Annotated in this window: 23 protein-coding genes and 1 pseudogene; all 24 read left to right on the top strand. The window is 46.7% G+C overall.

Annotation, left to right across the window (positions count from 1 at the left end):
- Positions 1–342 precede the first annotated feature (342 nt).
- A complete protein-coding gene (locus tag BXY_RS18800) occupies positions 343–1422 on the top strand; it encodes a FecR family protein (RefSeq protein ID WP_009039997.1) in 1080 nt (359 codons plus the stop codon).
- A 218-nt stretch (positions 1423–1640) separates the two neighbouring features.
- Positions 1641–4799, top strand: coding sequence for a TonB-dependent receptor (locus BXY_RS18795; RefSeq protein ID WP_009039996.1), 3159 nt, complete (start codon positions 1641–1643; stop codon positions 4797–4799).
- Between the two features lie 47 nt (positions 4800–4846).
- Positions 4847–6160 carry a hypothetical protein gene (locus tag BXY_RS18790; RefSeq protein ID WP_009039995.1) on the top strand — a complete coding sequence of 438 codons (1314 nt, stop codon included), beginning with the start codon at positions 4847–4849 and terminating at the stop codon, positions 6158–6160.
- Between the two features lie 72 nt (positions 6161–6232).
- On the top strand, positions 6233–7228 hold the full coding sequence (locus BXY_RS18785) for a hypothetical protein (protein ID WP_015532672.1): 996 nt from the start codon (positions 6233–6235) through the stop codon (positions 7226–7228).
- 93 nt (positions 7229–7321) lie between these two features.
- Positions 7322–8098: a DNA-binding domain-containing protein gene (locus BXY_RS18780; protein WP_015532671.1), complete on the top strand. Its 777-nt coding sequence runs from the start codon at positions 7322–7324 to the stop codon at positions 8096–8098.
- A 134-nt stretch (positions 8099–8232) separates the two neighbouring features.
- Positions 8233–8901 (top strand): hypothetical protein, encoded by a 669-nt coding sequence (locus BXY_RS18775; protein ID WP_008647129.1) that lies wholly within the window; start codon positions 8233–8235, stop codon positions 8899–8901.
- Positions 8902–8909: 8 nt separating this feature from the next.
- On the top strand, positions 8910–9446 hold the full coding sequence (rpsQ, locus tag BXY_RS23935) for a 30S ribosomal protein S17 (RefSeq protein ID WP_011107051.1): 537 nt from the start codon (positions 8910–8912) through the stop codon (positions 9444–9446).
- Between the two features lie 91 nt (positions 9447–9537).
- Complete coding sequence (locus BXY_RS18765) at positions 9538–9984, top strand: hypothetical protein (protein ID WP_015532670.1); 447 nt, start codon at positions 9538–9540, stop codon at positions 9982–9984.
- A gap of 266 nt (positions 9985–10250) precedes the next feature.
- Positions 10251–10424 carry a hypothetical protein gene (locus tag BXY_RS18760; protein ID WP_009039991.1) on the top strand — a complete coding sequence of 58 codons (174 nt, stop codon included), beginning with the start codon at positions 10251–10253 and terminating at the stop codon, positions 10422–10424.
- On the top strand, positions 10408–10953 hold the full coding sequence (locus BXY_RS18755) for a hypothetical protein (protein ID WP_011107054.1): 546 nt from the start codon (positions 10408–10410) through the stop codon (positions 10951–10953). Before BXY_RS18760 ends, BXY_RS18755 begins: the two co-directional genes overlap by 17 nt.
- Positions 10954–11081: 128 nt before the next feature.
- Positions 11082–12191, top strand: a complete 1110-nt coding sequence (gene pstS, locus BXY_RS18750; protein ID WP_009039989.1) for a phosphate ABC transporter substrate-binding protein PstS — start codon at positions 11082–11084, stop codon at positions 12189–12191.
- A 54-nt stretch (positions 12192–12245) separates the two neighbouring features.
- Entirely contained in the window at positions 12246–13319 is a 1074-nt protein-coding gene (locus tag BXY_RS18745; RefSeq protein WP_009039988.1) for a hypothetical protein, read from the top strand.
- A complete protein-coding gene (locus BXY_RS18740) occupies positions 13312–14373 on the top strand; it encodes a hypothetical protein (RefSeq protein ID WP_009039987.1) in 1062 nt (353 codons plus the stop codon). The genes BXY_RS18745 and BXY_RS18740 overlap by 8 nt, the downstream gene beginning before the upstream one ends.
- A 59-nt stretch (positions 14374–14432) precedes the next feature.
- On the top strand, positions 14433–15599 hold the full coding sequence (locus tag BXY_RS18735; RefSeq protein WP_015532668.1) for a hypothetical protein: 1167 nt from the start codon (positions 14433–14435) through the stop codon (positions 15597–15599).
- Positions 15600–15630: 31 nt separating this feature from the next.
- Positions 15631–16173, top strand: coding sequence for a hypothetical protein (locus tag BXY_RS18730; protein ID WP_009039985.1), 543 nt, complete (start codon positions 15631–15633; stop codon positions 16171–16173).
- A gap of 133 nt (positions 16174–16306) precedes the next feature.
- The gene (locus BXY_RS18725; protein WP_009039984.1) at positions 16307–18766 is read left to right on the top strand and encodes an ATP-binding response regulator; all 2460 of its coding nucleotides are present in this window, start codon (positions 16307–16309) and stop codon (positions 18764–18766) included.
- Complete coding sequence (locus tag BXY_RS18720; RefSeq protein ID WP_009039983.1) at positions 18738–20036, top strand: sigma-54-dependent transcriptional regulator; 1299 nt, start codon at positions 18738–18740, stop codon at positions 20034–20036. Before BXY_RS18725 ends, BXY_RS18720 begins: the two co-directional genes overlap by 29 nt.
- Before the next feature lie 187 nt (positions 20037–20223).
- Complete coding sequence (locus tag BXY_RS18715; RefSeq protein ID WP_015532667.1) at positions 20224–20862, top strand: RteC domain-containing protein; 639 nt, start codon at positions 20224–20226, stop codon at positions 20860–20862.
- 112 nt (positions 20863–20974) lie between these two features.
- A complete protein-coding gene (locus BXY_RS18710; RefSeq protein WP_009039981.1) occupies positions 20975–21922 on the top strand; it encodes a DUF6047 family protein in 948 nt (315 codons plus the stop codon).
- Between the two features lie 5 nt (positions 21923–21927).
- The gene (locus BXY_RS18705; protein WP_009039980.1) at positions 21928–22104 is read left to right on the top strand and encodes a hypothetical protein; all 177 of its coding nucleotides are present in this window, start codon (positions 21928–21930) and stop codon (positions 22102–22104) included.
- Positions 22105–22821 carry a DUF6047 family protein gene (locus tag BXY_RS18700; protein WP_009039979.1) on the top strand — a complete coding sequence of 239 codons (717 nt, stop codon included), beginning with the start codon at positions 22105–22107 and terminating at the stop codon, positions 22819–22821.
- An 11-nt stretch (positions 22822–22832) separates the two neighbouring features.
- Complete coding sequence (locus BXY_RS18695; RefSeq protein ID WP_011107060.1) at positions 22833–23153, top strand: hypothetical protein; 321 nt, start codon at positions 22833–22835, stop codon at positions 23151–23153.
- A 6-nt stretch (positions 23154–23159) separates the two neighbouring features.
- Positions 23160–23940, top strand: a pseudogene (locus tag BXY_RS18690) (DUF6047 family protein).
- Between the two features lie 397 nt (positions 23941–24337).
- A partial coding sequence (locus tag BXY_RS18685; protein WP_083787907.1) for a helix-turn-helix domain-containing protein occupies positions 24338–24490 on the top strand: 153 nt, incomplete at its 3' end.

Here is a 24490-nt window from a genome sequence, read left to right as displayed (position 1 = left end):
ACGGAGGGAGGCTAAAAAGAAGACCAATGCAGAAATCTTCCAAAATTAACTATTTTTAAAGGAAGGTTTTGGGGGTCTCAAATGATTTACTAGTGTAGGGGTACTTGAACGGAAATTGAAACCCAGTTGAAAGTTGCCCGTTGCTCTTTGAAGTTTTGACCGCCCACTTCCCCGGAAAACAGTCCGGAAAAGTTAAAAAACAGGGATAAATGCAGAAATCCTTTGATTTTAACGATTTTTAAAGGAAGGTTTTAGGGGGTTCAAACGATTTATTAGTGTATGGGTTCTCAAAGTGATGCGAGAACTTGAATGTAGGACAAATTAAAAAAACAGATAATTGATATGATTAAATTTTGGAGAAATAGAAAGAAAGTAACTTCCGAACAAGAAGAACGTGTATGGGATCGTATAGATTCTCTCTACTCGAAACTTGAAGAAGGAAAGGCTACTGAGGATGAACTCAAGCGGATTGACGGCATCTCCAAAATAATCATGGATGTTACCGGTAAGAGTAGTAAGGGTAAGAAAGAAACGGCTACGCCGGAAGAACTGGATGAGCTGACCAAAAGAGACTTGGATATGCTGGCACGAATGATCGGCATTGAAGGAATAGAAGGAAGAACGGACTGTCTGGCCGGACAGGTGAAGAAAGAAAAGAGATTGCCATTCTCCCGTGGAATGAAGTATGCGGGAGCCGGAATTGCGGCAAGCGTCCTGTTGGTGTTGGGAATTTCGTTCTATATGAATGAAAAATTTGCGGATAGTACGAATGCCATGGCATGTAATGTAATCCAATGCCAGAATGATAGTGTGTTGCACCTGGCAGACGGTACGGTTGTTTATCTTGCAGGCGGCAGTAATCTGAGCATTGCGAACAACTTCGGGAAGAAGGACAGGACGGTGAGCCTGGTAGGAGAAGCATTCTTTGAGGTGGCCAAGGACAAGAAGAAATCCTTTATTGTAAAGGCGAAAGAGATCAATGCCATTGTACACGGAACCTCGTTCAATGTGGTAGCTTACGGCGGGACAGTGGAGAGCCAGGTTGCAGTCCGCACTGGATGTGTGGAAGTGGCGAAAGGGGAGCAATCTTTCGGTAAGTTCCACTGTGGCGACCGGGTGGTTTATGATAAGGCAGCCAACAGAGTTTCGCATGACACGGTGAATCCCGATAATATCGGAGCATGGACTACCGGTGGTTTCGTACTGGAGGATGCTACGGTAGAAGAGCTGAAAATAAGGGTGAAGAACCGTTTCCACCGGGAACTGGTGATAGAGAAGGATGCCATACCTGCGGACGCCCGAATCAATTATTGCTCGTATAGGCCGGAACAATCCGGAGTAAATAATGTGATGAAAAATATATGTGCCATTTACGGTACGCGATATGAAATCAGTGACAACCGGATTGTTGTAAGCCGGTAACCATATACATCCACGCGCCACCTTACGAGGACTGCACGCGTAACGAAAGAATAAAGAAAGACAAGCCTGTGGTATGCGGTGGCGAGCTGCATACATGAAAGAGAAATTTCCCTATGTAAAGGGAAACGGCCATTGCCTTGTCTTTTCGGAAATGGAAAATGAAAGTTTAACTAATTGAAAATAAGTGATTTATTAAGTAAAATATTAACGAATTAAAGATGAAAAGGAGTAATAAGAAAATGAGATTACGAACGGGCATATTGTTCCTACTGGGAATGTTGCTGCTATCGCCGATCTGCCATGCGAGTGACGACCAAAAGGCAACGAGCTATCCGGCAGAGGCACTGGAACTACGGTTGAACCGCATCGCCAAGACGTATAAGGTAGAGGTTGCATTCGACGGGAAGAATATGAAAGCCATTAGTGTGCCTGCCGCGACCAAGCGCAATTCAGTAGAGGTGGATTTATCCAACAGTCTTTCAAACACCGGTTATTCATATAAGAAAGTATCAGCGGAATCATATTCCGTATATCAGGACGATAATAAAAACAAGAAAAGTTCCGGGAAAGGGACTATCACGGGAACCGTGCTGGATAAGGACGGATTTCCGATACCGGGAGCCACGGTGGTCATTGCCGGCAGCAACACCGGTACGGCAACGGACATTAAGGGAAACTTCACACTGAAAGATGTGCCGACACGTACCTATATGGTAGAAGTGAGCTGTATCTCGTATCAGAAAATGCGCATCAGCGACGTGAAAGTTGCAGGGGGAAGAACTACTCCGTTGGATGTAATCCTGCAAGATGAGACAGAGATGCTGAATGAAGTGGTGGTAACCGCTACCTATAACAAGGCATCTGCCAATGCGCTGTACTCCAAACAAAAGACAATGGTTGCGATGAGTGACGGTATCAGTGCCGACCTTGTGAAGAAAACCAGTGACAACAATATGGCGCAAGTGCTTCGCCGTGTGTCCGGTGTGACGATTGATAACGGTAAGTATGTAAATGTGCGTGGTATGGGCGAACGCTATAACAATGTGCAGTTGAACGGTGCATCCCTGCCAAGTACGGAGCCGAACCGCAGAAACTTTGCTTTCGATGTGATACCGAGTGGTTTGGTGGATAATGTGACTATTGCAAAGACCTTTACTCCCGACCTGCCGGGTGAATTTACCGGAGGATTGATAGAAGTACAAACCTTGGCGGTACCGAGTAAGAAGTTTCTCGATATAAGTCTGGGTACAGGTATGAACACCCAGAGTACGGGAAAAGACTTCCTGAGCAACAAGCGTTTCAAATCCGACTGGCTGTTCGGTGAAATGAATGACCGCCAATGGTATGCCGGCAGAAGTGAAGACGAAGGTAAGATAGGTACGCAGAATGCTGCATTGAAAAATACTTTCGGAATGAAGAAATTCACAGCTATGCCGATACAGAACTACTCTCTTACCTTTGGTGCTCCTATCGAATTGGGTTACGGACACAAACTGGGGGTAGTAGCCGCTTTGACCTACCGTAATGAACAGACTACGGAAGAATATAAAGAGATGAACACCATAACTAAAGACAGTTTGAACGGACCGGGTAAACGCTATAAGTTTGTGACTTCTGTCGGCGCTGTGGCAAACGTCGGTTGGGAAATCCGGAACCATAAGATTACGTGGCGAAACATGTTCAACAACCGTTTCCAACATACCAATCTTGAACGTTACATTTTTAAATATACTACAGCGTTCAATACCTATGAGCAGTATAGTGTCCCATTGCGCAGCCAGCTCTGGCAAACCCAACTGGAAGGCGAGCACCGGTTGTTCAACGAAAACCTGATAGCTACATGGAATGCGTCTTATAATCAGATTGGCCGTACCAATCCGGATGACCGCTACGCATTGGGCAATGTTCAAGGAAATGTGGAAGACGGCTTGGTTGATTGGAGCAGCACTGTCACCAGCAGCCAGTTCGGACTTGAAGACGGACACTTGATGTACAGTAACCTGAAAGAGAAGAAGAAAACCATTGGATTCAATCTGGAACATCCTTTTGTAGTAAAGGGAAACAAGCAAACCATCAAGACCGGATATATGGGCACTTTCCGTACCTCCAATTATGAACAGCAATATCTTCATGCCATGTTTGGCAACAAGGGAGAAGGATGGGACGCATGGAAAGAACTACAGGAATCGCATCCGGAATTGGGAGAGTTGTATGACCCGAAGAACTTTGCAAGTGGCGCTATCTATTATGCGCCGTCCGGCTTGTCGGGACTAAATGAAGCCGATTACTACGAAGGAAAACAAAATATACATGCGGCATATTTGATGGGTGAATTTACGTTCTTCCGTAAACTGCACTTAACGGCAGGCGTCCGTATGGAAGATGCCACTACTGAAGTGCAAACAACAATTGGGGCGGACAGAGTGGATAGTTTGGTCTCGGTAAAGAAAACCGACTGGTTGCCCGCCGCCACTCTGGTCTATAACATCACGGACAACATCAATGCCCGTTTTGCCTACAGCCGCACCATTGCGCGTCCGGACTTCAGGGAACTTACCCCTTGTAACTATTATAATGTAGACGACCGTATAGAAGTGAAAAGCCGTGGAGGATTGAAGCAATCCCATTCGGATAATTTCGACCTCCGTTTGGAGTGGTATCCACAAGCGGGTGAAGTGGTTTCGGTAAGTGCCTTTTATAAGAAATTCAAATCCCCTATTGAAATGGTAACGCGAAAGACGATGGATTTACGATATGTCCTGCATCCTTTCAATATAGATGATGCCAGCGTAAAGGGTATTGAGATTAATCTTCGTAAATCATTGGCTTTCATCGCCCCGGGCTCTTTCTTGAAGGATGTGTATGTCAGTGGAAACGCTACTTTTCTGAGTGGAGACGTTACATACAATCTTGAACGATTGCAGAACGCTGCTTCCGGGATTGACAGAGAAGTTAAAACGCAAGACCGCAGCCGCCCATTGCAAGGATTGTCTCCATATACTGTAAATGCCGGATTGACCTATCAGGGAAAGATACTTGGTGCTGCATTGAACTATGGGCGTAACGGACGTAAATTGTTATTTGCCGGAGATTACGAGAAGTATGACCAATACGAAGCATCGAGAGACGTACTTGACTTACAAATCTCTGCCCGTTTCCTAAAAGAAAAGTTGGAAGTGAAATTCAATGCCAGTGACCTCTTAAACCAGGATGTGATAGTTTATCGCAATTGCGGATATGAACCGGGGGTTGACCCGAATAACGATAAAGGATATGCTGATTTAACTTCAAATATGAACTATAATAGCGGAGATTGGGTGCTAAGCCGGATAAAAAAAGGTATAAACCTTTCTCTGTCAGTTGGATATAAATTTTAGTTTTTGTGTTAAATAAATAGTTTATTAACTTTTAAAATTGTTCAGTTATGAAAAATTTTAGATTCAAAAACGTGTTAGGTGTTACAAGTTTGGCAGTAGCCTCTGTAGCCGTGGTATCTTGTAGTCAGAACGAGGAAATTGCACCCATTGACGGTGGAACTCGTGCAGCTGCTGCAATCGTAAAAGTGTCTGGTGTTATCAACACCAATACTACTTGGAGTGCTTCAAATGAATATCATTTGGATGGCAAGGTTTATGTGTCCGGTGGTGCTACATTGACTATTCAGGCAGGTACAAAAATTGTAGGTCTGTACAATGATGTTCCGGCACAAGCTTCAGCTTTGGTTATTACCCGTAATGGTAAGATTAATGCTGTTGGTACTGCTTCTGCTCCGATTGTTATGACGGCAGAAGATGCACATCAATATCCTGGTGGTTGGGGTGGTTTCGTAGTATTGGGTAATGCTCCTATCAACCAAACCAACAATCCGGTTATTGAAGGTATCAATTCGGCTCCTGCCGGTGTAGATATCACTTATGGTGGTAGCAATGCTAACGATAACTCCGGTACGATTCAGTATGTACGTGTTGAATATGCCGGTGCCAACGTTTCGCAGGACAATGAATTGAATTCATTTACTTTCGGCGGTGTAGGTGCAGGTACAACTTTTGACCACTGTCAGGCATACTACGGTGAAGACGATGCATTCGAATTCTTCGGTGGTACAATAAATGCCAAGTATTTGGTATCTACCAGTACGCACGACGATGCTTTTGACTTCGACTTTGGTTACACTGGTAAGCTTCAGTTCTTGGTAGCCACTGTAGATGCAAATAGTACCTATTACACTAAAGACCCGAATGGTATTGAATGTGATAACGACGGAAGCAGTTCATCTTTAACTCCGTTCACTCACCCGACAATCAGTAACTTAACAATCGTTGGAACCGTTAATGGTAAGGTTGCACAATCTGCAATGGGTGATGGTAAATCCATGAAATCTTGTGCCAACTTCCGTAGAAACTGCCAATTTACTTTGGTGAACAGTATTCTTTACGGATATCCTACCGGTATCTTGTGTGAAACCACTAACAGCTATGTTTTCAAAAACAATGTTGTAAATGGTGTTAGTACTACATTTTCAGGTATCACAGCTGACGCGACTAATACTGCTGCTGCAAGTGCTGAGGCTATTGGGCTGACTTCTCCGTGGGGTGGATATACAGGTTTGATGCCTAATGCATCTCCAGCCAATGCAGGTGCAGATTTTAGTGAATTGGATAGTTGGTTTACGACTACTTCTTACAGAGGTGCTGTTGGTGGACGTTCAAACTGGTTAACTCAAGCGTGGGTAAAATAATTGTTGAATAATTTGGAGCCGTATAAAAGAGGGATTAGCCTCCCTCTTTATTCGGCTCTTTTTTGAAGAAAAATGATGAATAAATTTTTATACAGTCTCATCATTAGCATTTTTATATTTGTCTTTGCTGGTTGTGAAACAGAAGGTGAGGATATAGACATGCGATTTGAGACTTGTACTGTATCGTTTGTACAACAAGAACTAAGAAGTAGTTATGAGGTTTATTTTAATGGAGAAAAAAGTATTAATCGTTCAACATCTGTTAAAAAGAATAGTACTCTTAAACTAGAGGTCTATAAAATAGGCGAAAAACAGCCCGAATTGTCACAAGAGATAACACTGGATAATAGTAAAGACATTGAGTTGCTTAAACTTGTGGGACGAGATATTGCTATTTCTTCATCTTTGGAGGAATATACAACATTCACTCCCATAATTAGCTATTTTAATCCTAATACTGATTTATATACCGTTACGTTCAATAATGGAGAATTATCAAATAAGGTAAAGAATTATATAGCCGAAGCGGACTTAAGCGGTACATTAAAAATAGTGCGCAATGTTGATGGGCAAGTTCTTTATGAACAAGATATGACTATTATGCCAGAAGGCCAGTTCAGTCTTATGCAGTTGTCCGATACAGACTTCTTGGATATATCCGATGGTGAAGAAGCGGATCCGGAATTTCGACAATATACTAAAATTCGTTTCTTTTATACTGCTGATGCCTTTCCCGGCCATGACAAGTTGAAATTGGTAGTTTATTTGATGGATTTAGATGCTATGCAATTTACAGCCCCAATAGCAACAATTGATTTGGAAGCTGGAAAGATTTCTGAGTATATTCAAATCGATAATGATGCATTTGGCCAAGGTGTAGTAAACGGAGTATATGATTTGATAGATGAGAGTGGAAATATGATAGTTAATAATCTGGAACATTTTAATACAAGTATTCCAATAGGAACTTCTGATAATAAATTCATGACATTTCGCTTTATGGATCCTTCACATCAAGGCGGTGATAATGTGCAATGCAATTTTATCTTATCTACTCCTTGGAAATAGAGCTTTGGTACTTAAAGCCCTCCGATAAAATTAATTAATCGGAGGTGCTTTTCCTAAAAATGAGTATTTGTTAATTAAAAACGAAAAGAAATCATGAAACACACCCTGAAAGGTTGGCTGGTAGACAATGCTGTCACCGTAGACAACAAAGAAGACAAAATCCTGATGTTGGAATCAGCCGGAAGCCTTACGCTGGAGGATATACTTAGCGAAATGAAGAAAGAAGACACAGGTCTTCGTGAAGAAACCATTGAGCACGCAGTGAAGCTATATCACCGTGTGTTGTCAGACTTGATACTGAGCGGCTATTCGGTGAATACCGGACTTTTCCGAGCCGTACCCCAATTCCGTGGTGTAGTAGACGGCGGACAGTGGGATCAAAAAAAGAATTCAATCTACGTCTCCTTTACCCAGGACAAGGACTTGCGCGAAGCTATTGCGCAGACTTCAGTCAACATCTTGGGAGAGAAACGGGACGCCATGTATATAATAGGTGGCGAAGATGCCGCCACCCGTGCCACGGACGGCATGGCAACCGCCGGACGCAACTACACCCTGAACGGACGCTTGATAAAAGTCGTTGGTGAACATGAATCGGTAGGTATCACCCTGACTGATGCTTCCGGCAAGGTCAGCAAGCTGCCTAATGATATGCTGGTGGTGAACAACCCCTCGCAACTCATTATCTTGCTTCCCTCCGATTTAACGGACGGTCACTACACGCTGACGGTCACTACGCAATACAGTGGTACAAATACATTGCTGAAAACTCCGCGTAGTACGAGCAAAGTGATTACCATCGGGCAAAGTGGTGGTTCTGAAGGTGGAAATACCAGTGATGGAAACTTGGATGAGAATCCTTTAGGATAAAGCCTCTTATCCGGCCTTTTTAGACAGAGCTGTCTAAGGAGATTAGATAGGGCTATCTAAAGCTCTTCGATAAAGCGGTTTCAGACATCAAAACAAATGCTTTCTTTCATTGAATAATTTGAAATAATAAAAGAATGATAGACATTATAGCAAATATAGCTTCTATTCTGGGTTTTACCATGCAGATGAATGACAAGTTCTTTGCGCATGGAATGAATAAAGAGCAGGCGGACAATGAAATGCTGCTGTTGTTTCTGAAGCAATTGTCCGTCAAATCCAAAGCAATAAAAGAGATACATCAGAAGTATCATTCGTTGAGTAATGATTTTCGCCTTGTAGCTGTTTTCCTGACTAATCCCGTCATCTACGAGAAAATAGTGACCAACCGGAGCCGGGCATTAAGAAATGCACTGAAAGAATCCCTGCAAACGCCGTCGGCACGTATCGCTCAAACACAACTTTCTGCCCAGTTGCGTCCCTGCTTTGAAAATCTGTTGGTGAGCATAAAGGACGAATCCCACTTGTCTGTGGAGTTTTCCGGGATAAATGATTGCGAGATGAAAGCCATATTGCGGAAAATACTTAATGCACAGAAAGAAATCTTCCAGTTGCACCAACAATTCTGTGGAATAATGAAAACCATCGGCAGTTATCCTCTCGGTAACTGGGGCGACAGTGAGTTTGACTTTATCAAAACGAACCAACGGGTATTTATCTCGGATTTCTATAGCATCATTGATTATGCGGATATCATCCTGATGGGATATTTGGATATCTACCATTGTGCATTGAACCTCAAATAACGGATTGTATGGAAAATGGTATTGAAGAAATATTGAAAGAACATGAGGCACTGTGCAGCCGGGTATTTCATCTTCTGAATACAGGTAATCCGCAAACTAAGGATATAGAACTTATCATACCTAAAGTGAAAGAACTGTTCGGAATGCTGGAAGCCGTCAATACCAAACAAATCACTGCACAGCAATATAACGGCTTGCTGAATGTGATGAGTGAATGGAACGCTATTTTCAGCTATTTCAATATTAAGATGGTGCCGTGCCGTTTACGGCCTTTCTTATGGAACTCTCCAAAGGTAGCTGTAAAAAGAATACCCCGGCAATGTATCGAGGGGATAGTGGTAAGCACGAAAATGCAAAAGACGGTTGTCATAGAGGTGGAACGTACGAAAAAGCATCCGAAGTATGGGAAAACAGTACAATATACGAAAAAGTATAAAATACATGATCCCCTGGAGGAATGTAGTGTAGGAGACCGGGTGCTTGCTCATGAAACCAGACATTTCAGCAAGACTAAATATTTTAGATTTTACAGAAAACTGTATTGAGACGGTAAAAAAAGAGTAGGTATTTCAGAATTAATATTGGATATATCACTATATGGAAAGCAAATGCATTAACAATTAAAGACTATTGATTATGAGAAGACTAACCGTACTGCTGTTCCTTGCTTGTCTATTCTCTTGTCAAAACGATGATAATGAGAAAGAGACACAACCTGAAGAGAAAGAAAGCGTATTCAGGTTTATTGATAAAGCTAATATCACAAATACGGACACTTATGAGAAGGCCGAATTTTGTTTAAGAATATACTATCCGAAGGGGGACTATACCAAATTTATAAATGACTTTATATATGCGGATAATATCCCTGATACTTTGGATTACATAGTGCCGGAACTGTATGAAGGATGTATCTATGAGTATCGTGTCTTTTTGAGTAACAAATCGTGGGATGCACCCAAGAAGTCAAAGGAATATCGATTTGCGGAGGTCAGAGTGGAGCATTCATGTGATTCCGTGCATTTTGAATATCCTAAGGATACGATAAATGCAATTGAGGCATTGGAAATAAGCAGACCATGAAATTTTATGTGTTAACAATAATAAAATGACATATATAGTAACACGTAAGGAATAGAAACCAAGAAGAAAATCCACTGGGATAACCTTTTTTAATGACTTTAAGGCAGAGCTGTCTATCGTCATTGGAGAAATAGCTCTGGCCTTGAAAAACAATCGCTCTTTGACAGAATGGGACATATACGGAAATAAAGATAACCCCTTGACCGTTTGTGTATTTGCATAAATAGCATTACCTTTGCAGATAACAATAGAGAAAGGAGGCAATAATGGCAAGACCGATAAAAGAAACCCCGATACTCTTCGGGGAGGATGCACGGAGATTTGAAGCGCGGATGAAAAATCCACCGAAAGAGACTCCGGAAAAGCTGGAAGAGATAAAACGGGATTATAAGTACATCATGAGCATTTTTAAAGAAGAAACTGATGGCAGAAATAAATAATCCAGAGTTTGGTGTTCGCCGTTTGGATGAACACGAGAGAATAGAATCGTTCGATTGCGGAGACGCGGATTTGAACGATTTTATAATGAATGAATCTTTCATTTATAGAAATGAACTGCTTGCTGTTAGTTATGTAGTGGAAGATGCCTTTGGCAAAGTTTTGGCATATTTCAGTCTGGCAAATGATAAAATTTCTCTTTCGGAATTTGAGAACAAGACGGAATTTAATCGCTTTCGGAAAAAACGCTTTGTTAACGAGAAGCGTCTGAAAAGTTATCCAGCAGTGAAAATCTGCCGCTTTGGGGTAGATGTTTCGACACATAATTTGCACTTGGGCAGCAAATTGCTTAATTTCATTAAAGGCTATTTCGTTATTAACAATAAGACCGGATGTAGGTTCATTACAGTTGATGCCTATATTGATGCAGTACCTTTCTATCTGAAGAATAATTTTTTAGAGTTGACATCAAGTGATGAGGATGCCTCTCATACAAGGTTATTATATTATGATTTGAAAATGATGGTTTAAACGATCACTCAGACATATTTTTTATTTCCGTCCCGCTAACCAAAGTCTTTCGTTGGTTAGCGGGACGGTTTCGTTTTGTCCCACTCTGTCTGAAATGGATATAATTTTAATCAATAATAAAAATGCTTATGGCAACAATTAGAAACAAAGAAATCAGTAAAACAGGCGGTGTATGCCTGTCATTCGTAGCTGTACTGGCAATAGCGGCAGCAACTTTATTTACCAGTGGAAAACCGGTTGAGGAGTTATCCGAAAATGCCGCTGTGGGTCGTAAATCGGTGATTACTGCCGCCGGAGCCACATTGCCGTTACCTTTCTACAGCGAGGCGTTCAAGATGTACTGGGAGAAGAACGACATCCCTGTTACTTATGCCGGTATCGGTACGGAACGCGGATTCAGAAGCCTGAAGAATCAACAGATAGACTTTGCAGGTGTGGACGTTCCACCTACCAAAGCGGAACTGGACAGTCTGCCGGTAAAATCTATCCTTGTACCTACGTGCATGGGGGCAGTGACTATCGCCTATAACCTGGAAGGTGTGGATAACCTGCGCCTGACGGGAGAGCTGATAGCAGATATCTATATGGGTAAGATATTGAAATGGAATGATGCAAGGATTGCGGCAGTGAACTCCGGCAAGCAATTGCCCGACAAGGAAATCTATCCCGTTTTCCGTCTGGACGGTAGCGGAACAACTTATATCTTCAGTGACTACCTGACGAAAGTGAGTACGGACTGGAAGGCCAAGATTGGCACGGGAAAAGCCTTGACCTTTCCACGTGGAGTAGCGGCTACGGGAAATACGGGCGTGGCCGGACTGGTAGGTAAAGTTCCGGGTGCTATCGGATACGTGGCTTCGGAATATGCAGCCAGCTTCAATACGCAGAGTGCATGGCTGAAAAACGCTGCCGGAAACTTTGTGCAGCCCACTTCGGAAAGCGTTACCGCTGCCGCAAGCGTGGGGGATGCTACGGGCATGATTACCGATTCAGAGGTTGCCGACGCTTATCCTATCAGTTGCTTCACATGGGTGGTACTTTATAAGGAGCAGAACTATGCTGGGCGTAGTCGCAGTGAAGCGGAAGAAATCGTGAAGCTGCTGGAATGGCTGATCAGCCCGGAAGCTCAGACTATCACTACCCAGGTGCAATGTTCACCGCTGCCGGAAAAGGCTGTGGAATATGCCAAGAACATGTTGAAGGAGGTGACATACGACGGAAAAGCATTGAGAAAGTAATATAAGAATACGTTCGTACTTAACAAGGAGGGACACAGCGTGATAACAAAAACAATGTCCACATCGGAGAAAAGAAAGGGGATGCAGACTGATATGCCGGAACTGCAAGCCATGATATCACAACGAATCCAAGAACAGAACTACCGGGAAGTGCTGAAAGGAGTGACAGCCTTCCCATGGTGTACGGATGATCCGTGCGTCTTTCGGACCGCTGCGGGTAACTTGTGGATAGCGGTAGGGCATGTGAACCGGAAATCGGAAGTACCCAAGTTCAGTTATAAGAACTTCCTCTGCGCCTATCTGCTGGGTAATGCAGAAGATGAGGTGGCTGCTTATCTGGACTTGCAGGCTGCCGCTTGGAAGGGGGTGGAACTGGTGATGTTCTCCTCCCATGCGGATGGTCTGTCCGCTTTGTACGGAGATGGGAGAGCGAATGACCGGGATTTGTTGTACCGTTTCTTTGGACGAAACTACGTTTTTGCTGTCGGCTTCCGGCAAAAGGAAGAGAAGGAGCAGGCATCGGCTGGTGATAAGATATTCATTGCCTCCGTGGATGCGGTTGGATTCGGGGAAATTGATAAGGACGGCAAACTGGCGGTCATCAATAAGATAATGAGCTATGAACAGTTTTTTGATGACGAGGACTTGAAACCGATGTGGGGAGCGCTTGCCGTGAAACTGTTCATCTTGAAATGTAACGGTTATCGGGAATCGGCCAAAGACCGGAAAGCATTGGACATTTTGCTTCATGGCATGATGAAACTGTGCAAATCAATGGAGTTGATTGCCGGATTGGATGACCAGAAACGGAAACATCCGGAAAGTGCCGGGATAAACCCGCAGATGGCTCTGCTGAAGAATGAGGCGATGGTAAAGGTGCATAACGGTATGGATGAAAAGGTAAAAAGCAACTTGCCGCTACTGGAATGGGCCGTCAATCACTTACCGGCTAAGTTGCTTCAGGAGTTTGGTACGTTCGTTGAATCGGTGCCCCAAATAAAGGAGCCTACGGCTTACGATAATCTAATGTCGCTGGAGAGTGTGCTGAAAGAAATGGACCGTCTATTCAAAAAGGCAGCGGAGGAAGAGAATTTGTCTTTAACTAAAAACAGCATGACAGATGGGTAAACAAGAAACGAAACCGGATAAGAAGCCCATGCGGATGGTAACATCCAAGATGAGCATTGAAGAAACTATTGAGGTGCTTCGCGAGGATCTTAAGACTAATGTACGTTCCAAAGCATGGAGAAAGCATATCCTGCTGAATCCGAAGGTGGAGGGAATGGCCAGATTCCCGTCCGGGGTTGATTCTGTTTTAATCAACACTCCTGTAATGGAATGGGGAGTGAGATTCTATGTTCTCAGCAAGCAGGAATGGAAGCAGCAGACTATAGATAGATGCGGCCAGTTCTATTGCCTGGTACCATCGAATGCCGGTTTCCATGTTTATCTCTTTGTCACGATGGATACGGGTGAGAATGCTGTTTTTGTTTTCCCTCCCCATTTTTTTATACGTTACCGTGAACGGTACTGGGGAAAACACAGTACGCTGTCCGGAAAGATTTTGAGAAAGACTTATTTGAAGGATAACCTCGTGATGCGCTACGGCCTGCAACCGGGCAGCGAGGAACGGGTGGCTGGAGCACGGATATACGGCGCATCCTCCCATGGCGTTGCGCTGGGGATTGTGTTAAATGACGAAGCGTATCTCTTCAAGACATTCATCACCTACGCAATGACGAAAGGGGAACAGATACCGCTGTACATGCAAGAGAATTTGAGCATGGAAAGGGCGCAGGTGGAGTATTATAATACCGGCAGGCTGGCTGACTTGGTGGAACTGGAAGAACGCGACAGGAAACGAAGGGAAATGCTGATGGCCGAGGAAAGGCGGCGTGAGGAAGAGGAAAAACGTAGAGCGGCTGAGCCGGGGGAGGCTTACTTCTATGTGGAGGGGCCATTGACTCTTATAATGCCTGACGAAGAAATGCAGGAAGAAAATACCGGATTCTGGCAACGAGGAACTACCATGTTCTGCGACTCCAAACTGATTGAAGAATCGCAACGGGAGATGCGCGAGCTGGCATCGGTTGAAGCCCGGATTCAGGAACTAAAGAATATACCCCAAAAAGCGGAAGAGAAAAAAGGCGTTTTTAAAAGATTGTTTGGCCGTTATTTCTGAACAATCCTTGTTGATTGACAGAGATTGGCCAGTGTAAGTTTAAACTAAAAAAGATTGTGATGACAAGAGAAGAAATAATCTTTTGCCGGAAAGCGCTTGTTGCTTTTCTCTTTATGGTGGCTGCCATGTGTCTGAGTATGCTTACGTCCTGCTCCAATGAGGACGAGATGTTTGACAGGGAGACTACAGAGGTACTGCCTTCGGTGTTTAGTGAGGATAGAACATTGTACACCGATACGGAGTATCTGATTAGTAAGCCTGTGTTTGTGACCAACGGCGCCACGCTGACCATACAACGCGGCGCATTGCTGAAAGCTCTTCCCGCATCGGGTCAAGGGAAAGCGGCGATTGTCATTACAAAGGGGTGTAAGATTGTTGCCAACGGTACGGAGGATGCTCCTATCGTGATGACGGCATTGATCAAAGAACCGGGTAGTTGGGACGGTGTGATTGTGTTGGGGAAGGCTCCTGTCAGTTATGAGTATGAGACTTTATATTGTGGAACTGTTGCTACGGATATTTCTTATGGAGGTTCTGAGGGGAATGATGATTCCGGTTCCCTACAGTTTGTCCGGGTGGAGTACGCCGGTGCCGCCGGCGGGGCAGTGACCTTTGACGGTGTGGGCCGGGGAACTACGATAGACCATTGTCAAAGTTACTGTAGCGGTGGCGACGGGTTTATGTTCAACGGAGGGACGGTGAATGCCCGGTATCTGATTAGTACGGGTGCCAGCCAGAACGGATTGTGCTTCAATGAAGGATATACGGGGAAATTGCAGTATGTGATGGCTACTGCACCTATTCGGAAGAGTGTGTGGAGCGTGGTTAGCTGCAATGGGACGGGGAAATTGGAAGTTCCGTCTTTCTATACACATCCGGTGATTGCGAACCTGTCTACGGCGCATGATAATAAATCTCATGGCCGACGGTATCCGATTGCGGTTTCCGCATATAGCCGGCTGACACTGGTGAACAGCAGTACCCGCGAGGCTGTGGCAGATGATGACATTCCTGTCCAACTGATTGGTGGCCAACCGGGAGCGTTGCCGGGTATCGATTATATCCTGATTAACGCTACGCGTGAAGTGAGTTCCCTGACCCCTGACAGGTTTGTGCTGGATACCTTTTTTGAACGGACGGATTATGAGGGGGCCGTGGCTCCGGATGTGATGAAGGACAGGGATTGGACTAAGGCCGGATGGGTGAGGCAGGGCAAGAAACCATGAATTACAAATTAATAAATTATTTAAACCATAAATGATTCAATACAACGGAATAACCTTGCTGCGGGACGAGGACGGAACCCCGATGCAAGTAAACATCGACCTGCGGGTGCATGGTACAGAACTGGATGCCTTCATGCGTGCCCACGGGCTTACCGCGCAGGAACAGAGCGAGATGCTCCGTTCAGTGACGGGTGAGGACATCTCTCCGACTTATGTGGCGGGTGGAAAGGTGCAACAACATGTGCGCTATCTGCCGGAAATGAAAAGACAAATACAGACAGAAACGGACAGGCTGTTCGTAAGCCCGCGTACAAGGCCTGTGAGTGTGATAAGGAAAGAGTTTCCGGACTTGCTGCTGCACCGCATCGTGCGTGTGCTGACACCCATTCCCCGGACGAAGGCGGCAACGCCGAAAGCCTTCGAGCGGTATTGCGGACGGGACACCTTCTGGGTGCGGTTCAAGATGCAGGGCATGATGAACGTCACCTGGTGCGTATTCTTCACAATCCATGACGAGGGAATCGTACTGGTGAGGCACCTTGCCGGAGCAGGAGAAAACGATGAAGACTTATGAACTGCCGGATAGTCATAGCGGTGTTGTTCGTCTGTATCTTCTTGAGCTTTTTCGTTACCCTTGTATGCATAGGGGCAGTGCACAGGGCAGAAAAGCGTATGAGGACGAGGAATAGAACAAAACGGTTGGGAGAATGGGATTGAAACTTAAAATATTCATAGGTTATGCCATGCTGATACTTCTGTTGGGATTCATTATTTACCTGTTCCGCGGGGAGCGTATGAAACGGGATGAACTGAAGTGGGAAATGAAAGAACTGGGCATAATACGCGACCTTACGCGCAAAACTTACGGTCATCTGCTGGAACTGGCGTCGCAAGGCGAAGTGGTGAGCACCTGGAGCGAAAGCGACTTACGGCTATACCGTGAGAGAAGAGAAAAGACGTGCGGTGTCCTGAAGGAACTGCAGCAGTTTGTACATACGCCGGAACAGCAGGAACGCATAGACTCGCTGTGCCTGCTGCTTGAGCAGAAAGAGATGCTCCTGTCAGCGGCCATGAGCACGTTTGACGAACTGGAAAACATCGGCGAGACGGTGGGCGAAAAAGTGCCGGCTATCGTCAGGCAGGTGCGCAGGCAGCCGACAAGGAATATCCTCGCCCCTGCCGTGAAGGAAGCTTATGCCGGGACAGCAACCACCGGGGAAGAACAGCCGGAGAAGAAGAAAAGTTTTCTGAAGAAAGTTTTCGGCGGAAAAGAGAAAAAATCCGCTTACCGACAACAACGGGAGCAGCAACGGGCGGCATCGGAAAAAGTGCCGTCGTCCACCACTCGAAACAGCGGGAACAATGCCGCTGTCCATCTTCTCCATGCGTTGAGCCGCGAAGTGACTGAAAAGCAGAAGGAACAGCGGGAAAAGCTGTCGGCCCAGATGGACAGCCTGCACTTGAGTAGCCGGGCGCTGAACAAGAGGCTGAACGGGCTGGTCGGTGATTTTGACAAGGTGGCGGGTGAGCGGTTGGAAACGAGATACAATGCCATTGCGGCAGACCGGGAGAAATCGTACAATACGGCGGCGACGCTTGCCCTTTTCGTATTCCTGCTTGCCATCGTGCTATATACCCTGCTGCACCGCGACGTGAACAGGTGTCTCCGGTACCGCAGGGAACTGGAATCTTCCGACCTGAAAAACAAGGAACTGCTGCAATCCAGAAAAAACATGATGCTGACCATTGCCCATGACCTGCGTGCGCCGCTGACAGCCATCAAAGGGTATGCAGAGCTGTTGCCCGGAGAAGTGGACGAAAAGCGGAAGGATGAGTATGCGGTGCATATCGTCCGCTCGTCCGACTATATGATAGGACTCGTGAACTCCTTGATTGAATTTTATCTGCTGGATGCAGGCAAGGGGAAAATGAACGTGACGGTTTTCCGTCCGCTGTCACTTTTCGATGAGATAGTGAAGCTGCATACACCGTCGGTCAGAAAGGAAGGGCTTACACTCTGTACGGATTTTGAGGGACTTGACACCGTGGTGGAAGGAGACCGCCCGCGTATCATGCAGATAGCCAACAACCTGCTTTCCAACGCCATAAAATTCACCCGGAAGGGGAAAATCAGTCTGCAGGCGGCATACGGGCAGGGAGAGCTGCGCTTCAGCGTGCAGGACACCGGACCGGGCATGACGGAGGATGAACAGAAGAGGATATTTAGGGCCTTCGAGCGTCTGGACAATGCAAGGTACCTGCCCGGCTTCGGCCTTGGGCTAGCCATTGTCTCCCGTCTGACGGAACTGCTGGGCGGGCGCATCACGGTGGAGAGCCCTTACGGGACGGGCAGCCTGTTTAGGGTGGCCCTCCCCCTGTCGGAAGTGGCGAAGCATGGGGAGGATGGAGAAAACGGGTATGCGGAGGACTACGGACTGGAAGGAACATACGTGCTGGTTATAGATGATGACCGGATACAACTGGATATAACCCGCAGGATGCTTGTGCGGAACAAGGTGCGGTGCGAATGCTGCCGGACGGTGCGGGAACTGATGGCGGCACTGAGGGAAAGAACATACGACCTGCTTCTGTCGGACATACAGATGCCGGACATGGACGGTTACAGGATACTTGATCTGCTGCGTTCCTCGAACATGGAGAACGCGCGTACGATACCCGTGCTGGCAGTTACGGCCTGCGCCGACGATGAAGAACATTATATTTCCTTCGGGTTTGCGGGCTGCCTGCGGAAGCCGTTCTCGATGGACGAACTGATAAGCGCCGTAAGCCGTATGGTGGTAAAAACGGGGAAGAAAGAACCCGATTTCTCGTTCATCCTTTCGGGGGAAAAGGACAAGGGAAGGATGCTGGATATTTTTATACGGGAAACGGAAGAGAGCATCCATACACTGGAAAATGCGCTTTGCGGGCATGACAGGGATACGATACACAAGGTGCTGCACAAGAACCTTCCCTTATGGGAAACGGTGCGGATGAACTTTCCGATGGCCCGCCTGCGCGGTCTGGTGACACACACGGCGGCTGTGTGGGAGGAAAGGCAATATATGGAAGTCGGGGAGATAATCCATGCAGCGGAAAAGCTGGCGGAGTCGGCAAGAAAAATCAGGGAGAGTATAGATGAAGAGCATACTGATTATAGAGGATGACATCGTTTTCAGCCGTACCATAAGCAATTGGCTGGTGAAACAGGGCATGAAGACACAGTGCGTGGCGACCATAGCGGAGGCGCGCAGGGCGATTGCGGGGAAGCCGTTCAGTCTGATACTGGCCGACATGCGTCTGCCGGATGACAACAGCCTGTCCCTACTGGAATGGATGAGGGAAAGGCGGTGCACGGTCCCGGTCATCATCATGACCAACTACGGGGAAGTGGAGAATGCGGTGACAGCTATTAAGCTGGGTGCCACGGACTATCTGCGCAAACCCGTGCAGCCTGACATCCTGCTAGAGCTTATCGTCGGAATAAAGGAGGGAGACAGCGGCAAGCCGTCCTTCTACCGTGGCGAAAGCGCGAAGGCTCAGGAGATGTACAGGCAGATAGAACTGATAGCGTGCGCCGACATTTCGGTATTGCTGCGGGGGGCGTCGGGCACGGGGAAGGAACATGTGGCGCACGAGATACATGAACGAAGCCACAGATGGAACAAGCCGTATGTTCCCGTTGATTGCGGGACGGTTCCGGAAGAGCTGGCGGCATCGGAGTTCTTCGGACATCTGAAGGGGGCGTTTACGGGTGCGGAGAGCGACAAGGCGGGACTGTTCCGGACGGCTGACGGGGGTACGCTGTTTCTGGACGAAATAGGAAACCTCTCGTACCGGACACAAGTGATGCTGCTGAGGGCGTTGCAAGAAAAACGGTATAGGCCGCTGGGGGACACGAGGGAGTACCCGTTTGACATACGGCTGGTGGCCGCCACGAATGAGAATCTTGAGAAGGCCATTGCAGAGGGACGTTTCAGGGAGGATTTATTTCACCGGCTGAATGAATTTACCATACGCCTGCCGTTGTTGGCGGAATGCAGGGAGGACATACTGCCGCTTGCGGACTTCTTTCTTGAAGAGGCCAATGCCGAGCTGGGCAAAAGGACAGGTGGTTTCGACAGGGAGGCCCGGAGCAGGCTGGCTGCCTATCAGTGGCCGGGGAATATGAGGGAGATGAAGAATACGGTAAGGGGTGCCGTACTGCTTACGCCCGACGGAGAACGGATAGCCGCTGGAAGTCTGGCTTTTTCCGTTCGGGAAGCGGACGGGGCGGATGCGTCAGAGACGCTTGCGCTGAATGATGCGCAAAAAGAGAAGGAATGCATCATGCGGGCATTGGAAGAGACCGGAGGCAACCGTAAGGAGGCGGCAAGGCTGCTGGGAATATCAAGGAGCACACTTTATGAGAAATTACGGAAGTACGGCTTTCAATAACCGCGTGTCCGGCTTCCGTACACGTGTCCGGCTTTTACACGACACATTGATATATACATGTTCTTTTGGAAAATTTACAAGTGGTTGTAATACAGTAGATTGTCTTTGATACTACCAACTAAATTCGTACGATGGTATCTTTCTTGCCCTTCTATGGCATGTAAATGAAACAAATACAATTATTGCCATGAAAATCTTGAAAGATACTGTCTTGTTCGGATTGTTCGCCTCTTATGCGGACGGAGTCCGCAACGGTGTGGAGAAGCTGTCTGCCGCCTATGATGATTTTGCCACGTTGCTGGCTACGCTCCCGACAGACGGGACAAACATCTGTGCACAGCTGCGCAGGCTGTTCTACACGAAAATAGAGTTGAGGGGGATTCAGGAGACTGTTTCCACAAATGGCATGGAAAGGCACGTTCTGTTCGATGTTTACATCGGCAAGGCACTTGCGTTGCTGGATGCGGAGGAACAGATGATGAAAGAGGTACTCCGGCATGGTGGAACGGAGGCAATGGGATTGAAGGAAGAGGCGGTATGCAGGAACGGGAAGAAGGGTTCTGTAACGCTGACGTGGAACGGCACGGACAGCGACTTGATAGAACTGGTGGCGGCGTTGATGGCTGCCGGAGTGATAGGAACAGCGGAAGGTAGGGAGCTGAAAGTGGTGGATGTGATACGGGTGTTCGAGGAAGTTTTTCACTTGAAAATCAATGCCCTATATACCAAGCGTGGAAAGGTGTTTGACCGTTGTACGGACACCACTCCGTTCATCGACTCCCTGCGCAGGAGCTACAACCGGATGCTTGACGCACGGCTGGCGTAAAGGTTGCACGCCAACAGCCGCCAACGGACGACTTGTATGTGTTCGGTATTGCGGATTGGCAGGCGAATGGCTTTTTTTGCCGTCGGTTATTCACATCTAAAAAAACAAGGTTATGTCAATCTTGAATGATATTTGGAACCGTATCGTCCGGAGAACGGACCGGCAGAAAGTGACAGCAACGGAAGCTGCCGGAACAGAAAAACGGGTGTATGCCGTGGCCACCGAAGAGGGGGTGATGCTGTTCTCGGACACTCCGAAAGGAATGAAGGCACGTAACAGTTATCTGCAACATCTGGCCGACGGCTTCTTCAACGTGGCCAAAGTATCTGAAACTCTGCGGATATACGAGATAGACCTGCCTACCAAACGGGTAGCGGAACTGGCAGACAACTGTATCGAAAAGTTGTCCAAAGCGGATTTGCGGAGTACGGACGCACAATTGCGCAGGTCGGTGGTGAGCTTCACTCCCGACAAGTTTGCGGACAGGAGTGTATTGGACGGTGGTGTGTGCTGGGCAAAGTTTGACCTGCGGCCCGATTTCCATAATTTTGACCGGCTGACAAGGGAGTTTGGGCTGGGCATCTCGCCGCGGAACTATGATGTGGCGGCATTGCTGTACATTTCGGAAAACGGGTACGCCGGGATTGTTGCGGCAGACAAGGTACATCCTTTCAGCTATGAGTATGAGTTCAGGGAACTGGCGGAGAAACTGGAAGACAGCATGAAGGCACGGATGAACGCGCCTCTGTCGGCACACGACTTCGGCTATGCGGCCTTGCAGAAAGAGGCAAGGGAGATGGCGGCGGACTTGTTGCAATCGGAGTTCCATGCCAAGGATGGGGAGTTCAGGCTGGGCGCACGGATAAGCTGGATTGAAAGGATGGAAACGTTACATCCGATGTCGCGTCCACATTCGGAAGAGGTGAAGACCGGCAAGTTACCGGAGACATACCGCAGGCAGGAAACACCGAGACAAAAGCCTTCTGACAGACAACGGCAGGCGAGGCACGTCGCCCCCATTGCTCCGCAAAAGAAAGAGAAGAAACAATTAATCCTATAGAATTTATGGAAAAAAAGAAAATGCAGGCGGTGGAAAGCGGTAGCCTGTACATGACACTGGACGCTTTTTACAAACCCGTGTATCTGAGTATACGCGGGCAGGGGGAAGATGGATTCTCTCGTTACATCGGCAACAACGTGAGGTTTCATACGGCGGGACGGAGATTTGTTCCCGACCACTGAATGTTCCGTTTCGATTTTAGGGACAAAGGCATGATTCCTCCCATACTCGGTACGGACAATGCGGATTATCTGGAACGGCTCTGTCCGGTGCTGGAACGGGAAAGGATACATCCGTCGGGGGTGGTGAGGCTCCGGGATGCGGCATTCTGCGAGGAAAGGGGGATTGCGCATCTGTCATCATCGGCAGAACATATGACCTTGCTGGAAAACGAGGATTACAGGCGTCTGGGACACCGTTTCGGAATGGACGGGGATGTGATACGCAACGGGCTGGCGGCTTTCCCCACCTGCATGGTGGTGGAATACGAGGGGAAGGTATTGCTGTTTGACAAGACAGACAGTGGGGACAGGATGCTGGATGCGTTTCTGAGCAGGCTGGCCGAACGTTTTTTTGACGGCAAGCGGAAATCCGGGAGTCTGAGATTTTATGAAGTGGCTCCGCTGGATGCTGCATACCGGGCTAAAATCGGTGACGGACAGACGGTTTCTTCGGATATGGTGAGATACGGGATTTGTGTGGCATGTTGCGACATGGCACCTACGCTGAGGAACTTCAACAAGCTGAGAAATCTGCAACGGCAGCCTATACCGCTGACCGGAGAGCAGGAGCAGATAGTCTCGTCACTGGTGGTACAACCGGATAACGTGCGATTCCCGAACGTGGAAATGAGGGTGCGGATTCCGGTAAAGAGAAAAGGACAAGGAATGAACATTTAAATTTTTGGCGGATGGAAAAAGAGAATACGAACGGCGGCAGTGTGTATGTCACAGTGGACGGACATTTCAAACCAGTGCATGTCAGCATGAAAGGTACAGGCGAGAAAGGTTTTCTGGAGTTTATGCTGGAAGATGTGGAAAAGGCACTGAAGGAAACGGAAATGCCTGTTATAGGCATGATGTACTATAACGTGCCTGATATGGGGATTGTACCGCATTTGTGGGAAGGGAACAATGATGATTATCTGCAAAGGTTGGAAAAGGCGATGGACGGACATGGAATCAAACTGCATAGATACCTGCGTCTGTCAGAGGTGGTGTATTGCCTGTGAAAAGACATGGATCCGCTGTCAAGGGACGAGAATTATATCCAGCGGCTTACACCGGAGATGTGGCGGGAGATAAAGGCTGCGTCGCCCGAAGTGACAGCGGAGATGCTGGATGATTTGAAGCATGGAAACACGTATTATACGGGCGTTGAGACGGACAAAGGGGTGCTGATATTCAGCAGGGACATAATCGGAGAGGGCCAATTTAGTGATTACATGTATAAATACATAGAGAATGATTTCTTTGCCTCGGAGTTTGTGTTGAAATCCCTGGCTGTCCATGAATTGAGGGGATGGCCCTCGCTGATGGAAGGGAAACTGAACCGTTGTCATAACCGTTTCGGCTGGTGGGGAGACGGGGAAACGATAAGGCGGGCATTCTAGGACAGGTCGGTACTGAAAAACGTAACAGACAGTGAGACTTATGACTTTACCCCCCCCCACACACATGGGAGAACTATTACAGGTTGACTGATGCAGGCAAGGGGTTAGGACTGACGCGGAGCCAACATAATTATGACCGGATGACACTGCTATATATCATGGACAAAGGTTATCCGAGAGACGGGCTGACAGATGAATATCCGGACGAGTTCAGTTTCCATGAAAAATTTGAAAAGATAGAAAACAAGTTGCTGGGCCGGAACAGATGGGATGTGTATGATGAGCTGCAGGAGAAGGCGAAGAAACTGGAGGGAAGCTGTTGAAGGAGCATTTTCCGAAGACACGGCAAAAAGCGGACGTAAAGGAAAAGGCGGTTGTGCAGAAAAGCAAAGGTATAAAGATGTAGGATAACGGAAAACTGGTGAGGGGTGGAATGCTCGTTACTGCATGGATGCAGGTAACAGGCATTTCCTTTTATGATTGAGATTATTAAAGTTTTGGTTTGAGCAAATATGGGTAAAGGAATAGTAGTATGGAAATATTTCAGGTCACTTCTTAATATCTTGTATTTTGAGGAGTGACAATGTGCGCCAACAGGTGACTTTGATTTAGGAAGTTTTGTCGGATGTTGAAATGTGCTTTTATTTGCTTTGTAAATAGTAAAATCATAAATCAAATTTGTTATGGAATTAATTGTTATAGAAAAAAGTGCGTATTTACGGTTAAAACAGCAAGTTAAGGATTTATCTGTACAAGTTGAAGCCGTTAAAAAGAAGTTTGGAACAGTTAAAAGGGAGAAATGACTGGATACCCAGGAAGTTTGTCTGGCTCTGAACATCTCTAAACGAAGTTTACAAAGTTATAGGGATTATGGGATCATTCCATGTTCTTTCATTGGTGGAAAATATATGTACAAGGAAAGTGATTTGGTCAGAATATTAATTCAAAAAGATAAA

Origin of the sequence: Bacteroides xylanisolvens XB1A, from assembly GCF_000210075.1 — a bacterium.
GTDB classification, from domain to species: Bacteria; Bacteroidota; Bacteroidia; order Bacteroidales; family Bacteroidaceae; genus Bacteroides; species Bacteroides xylanisolvens.
The sequence above is the reverse complement of the archived record's forward strand: the minus strand, read 5'-3'. Positions and strand labels throughout refer to the sequence as shown.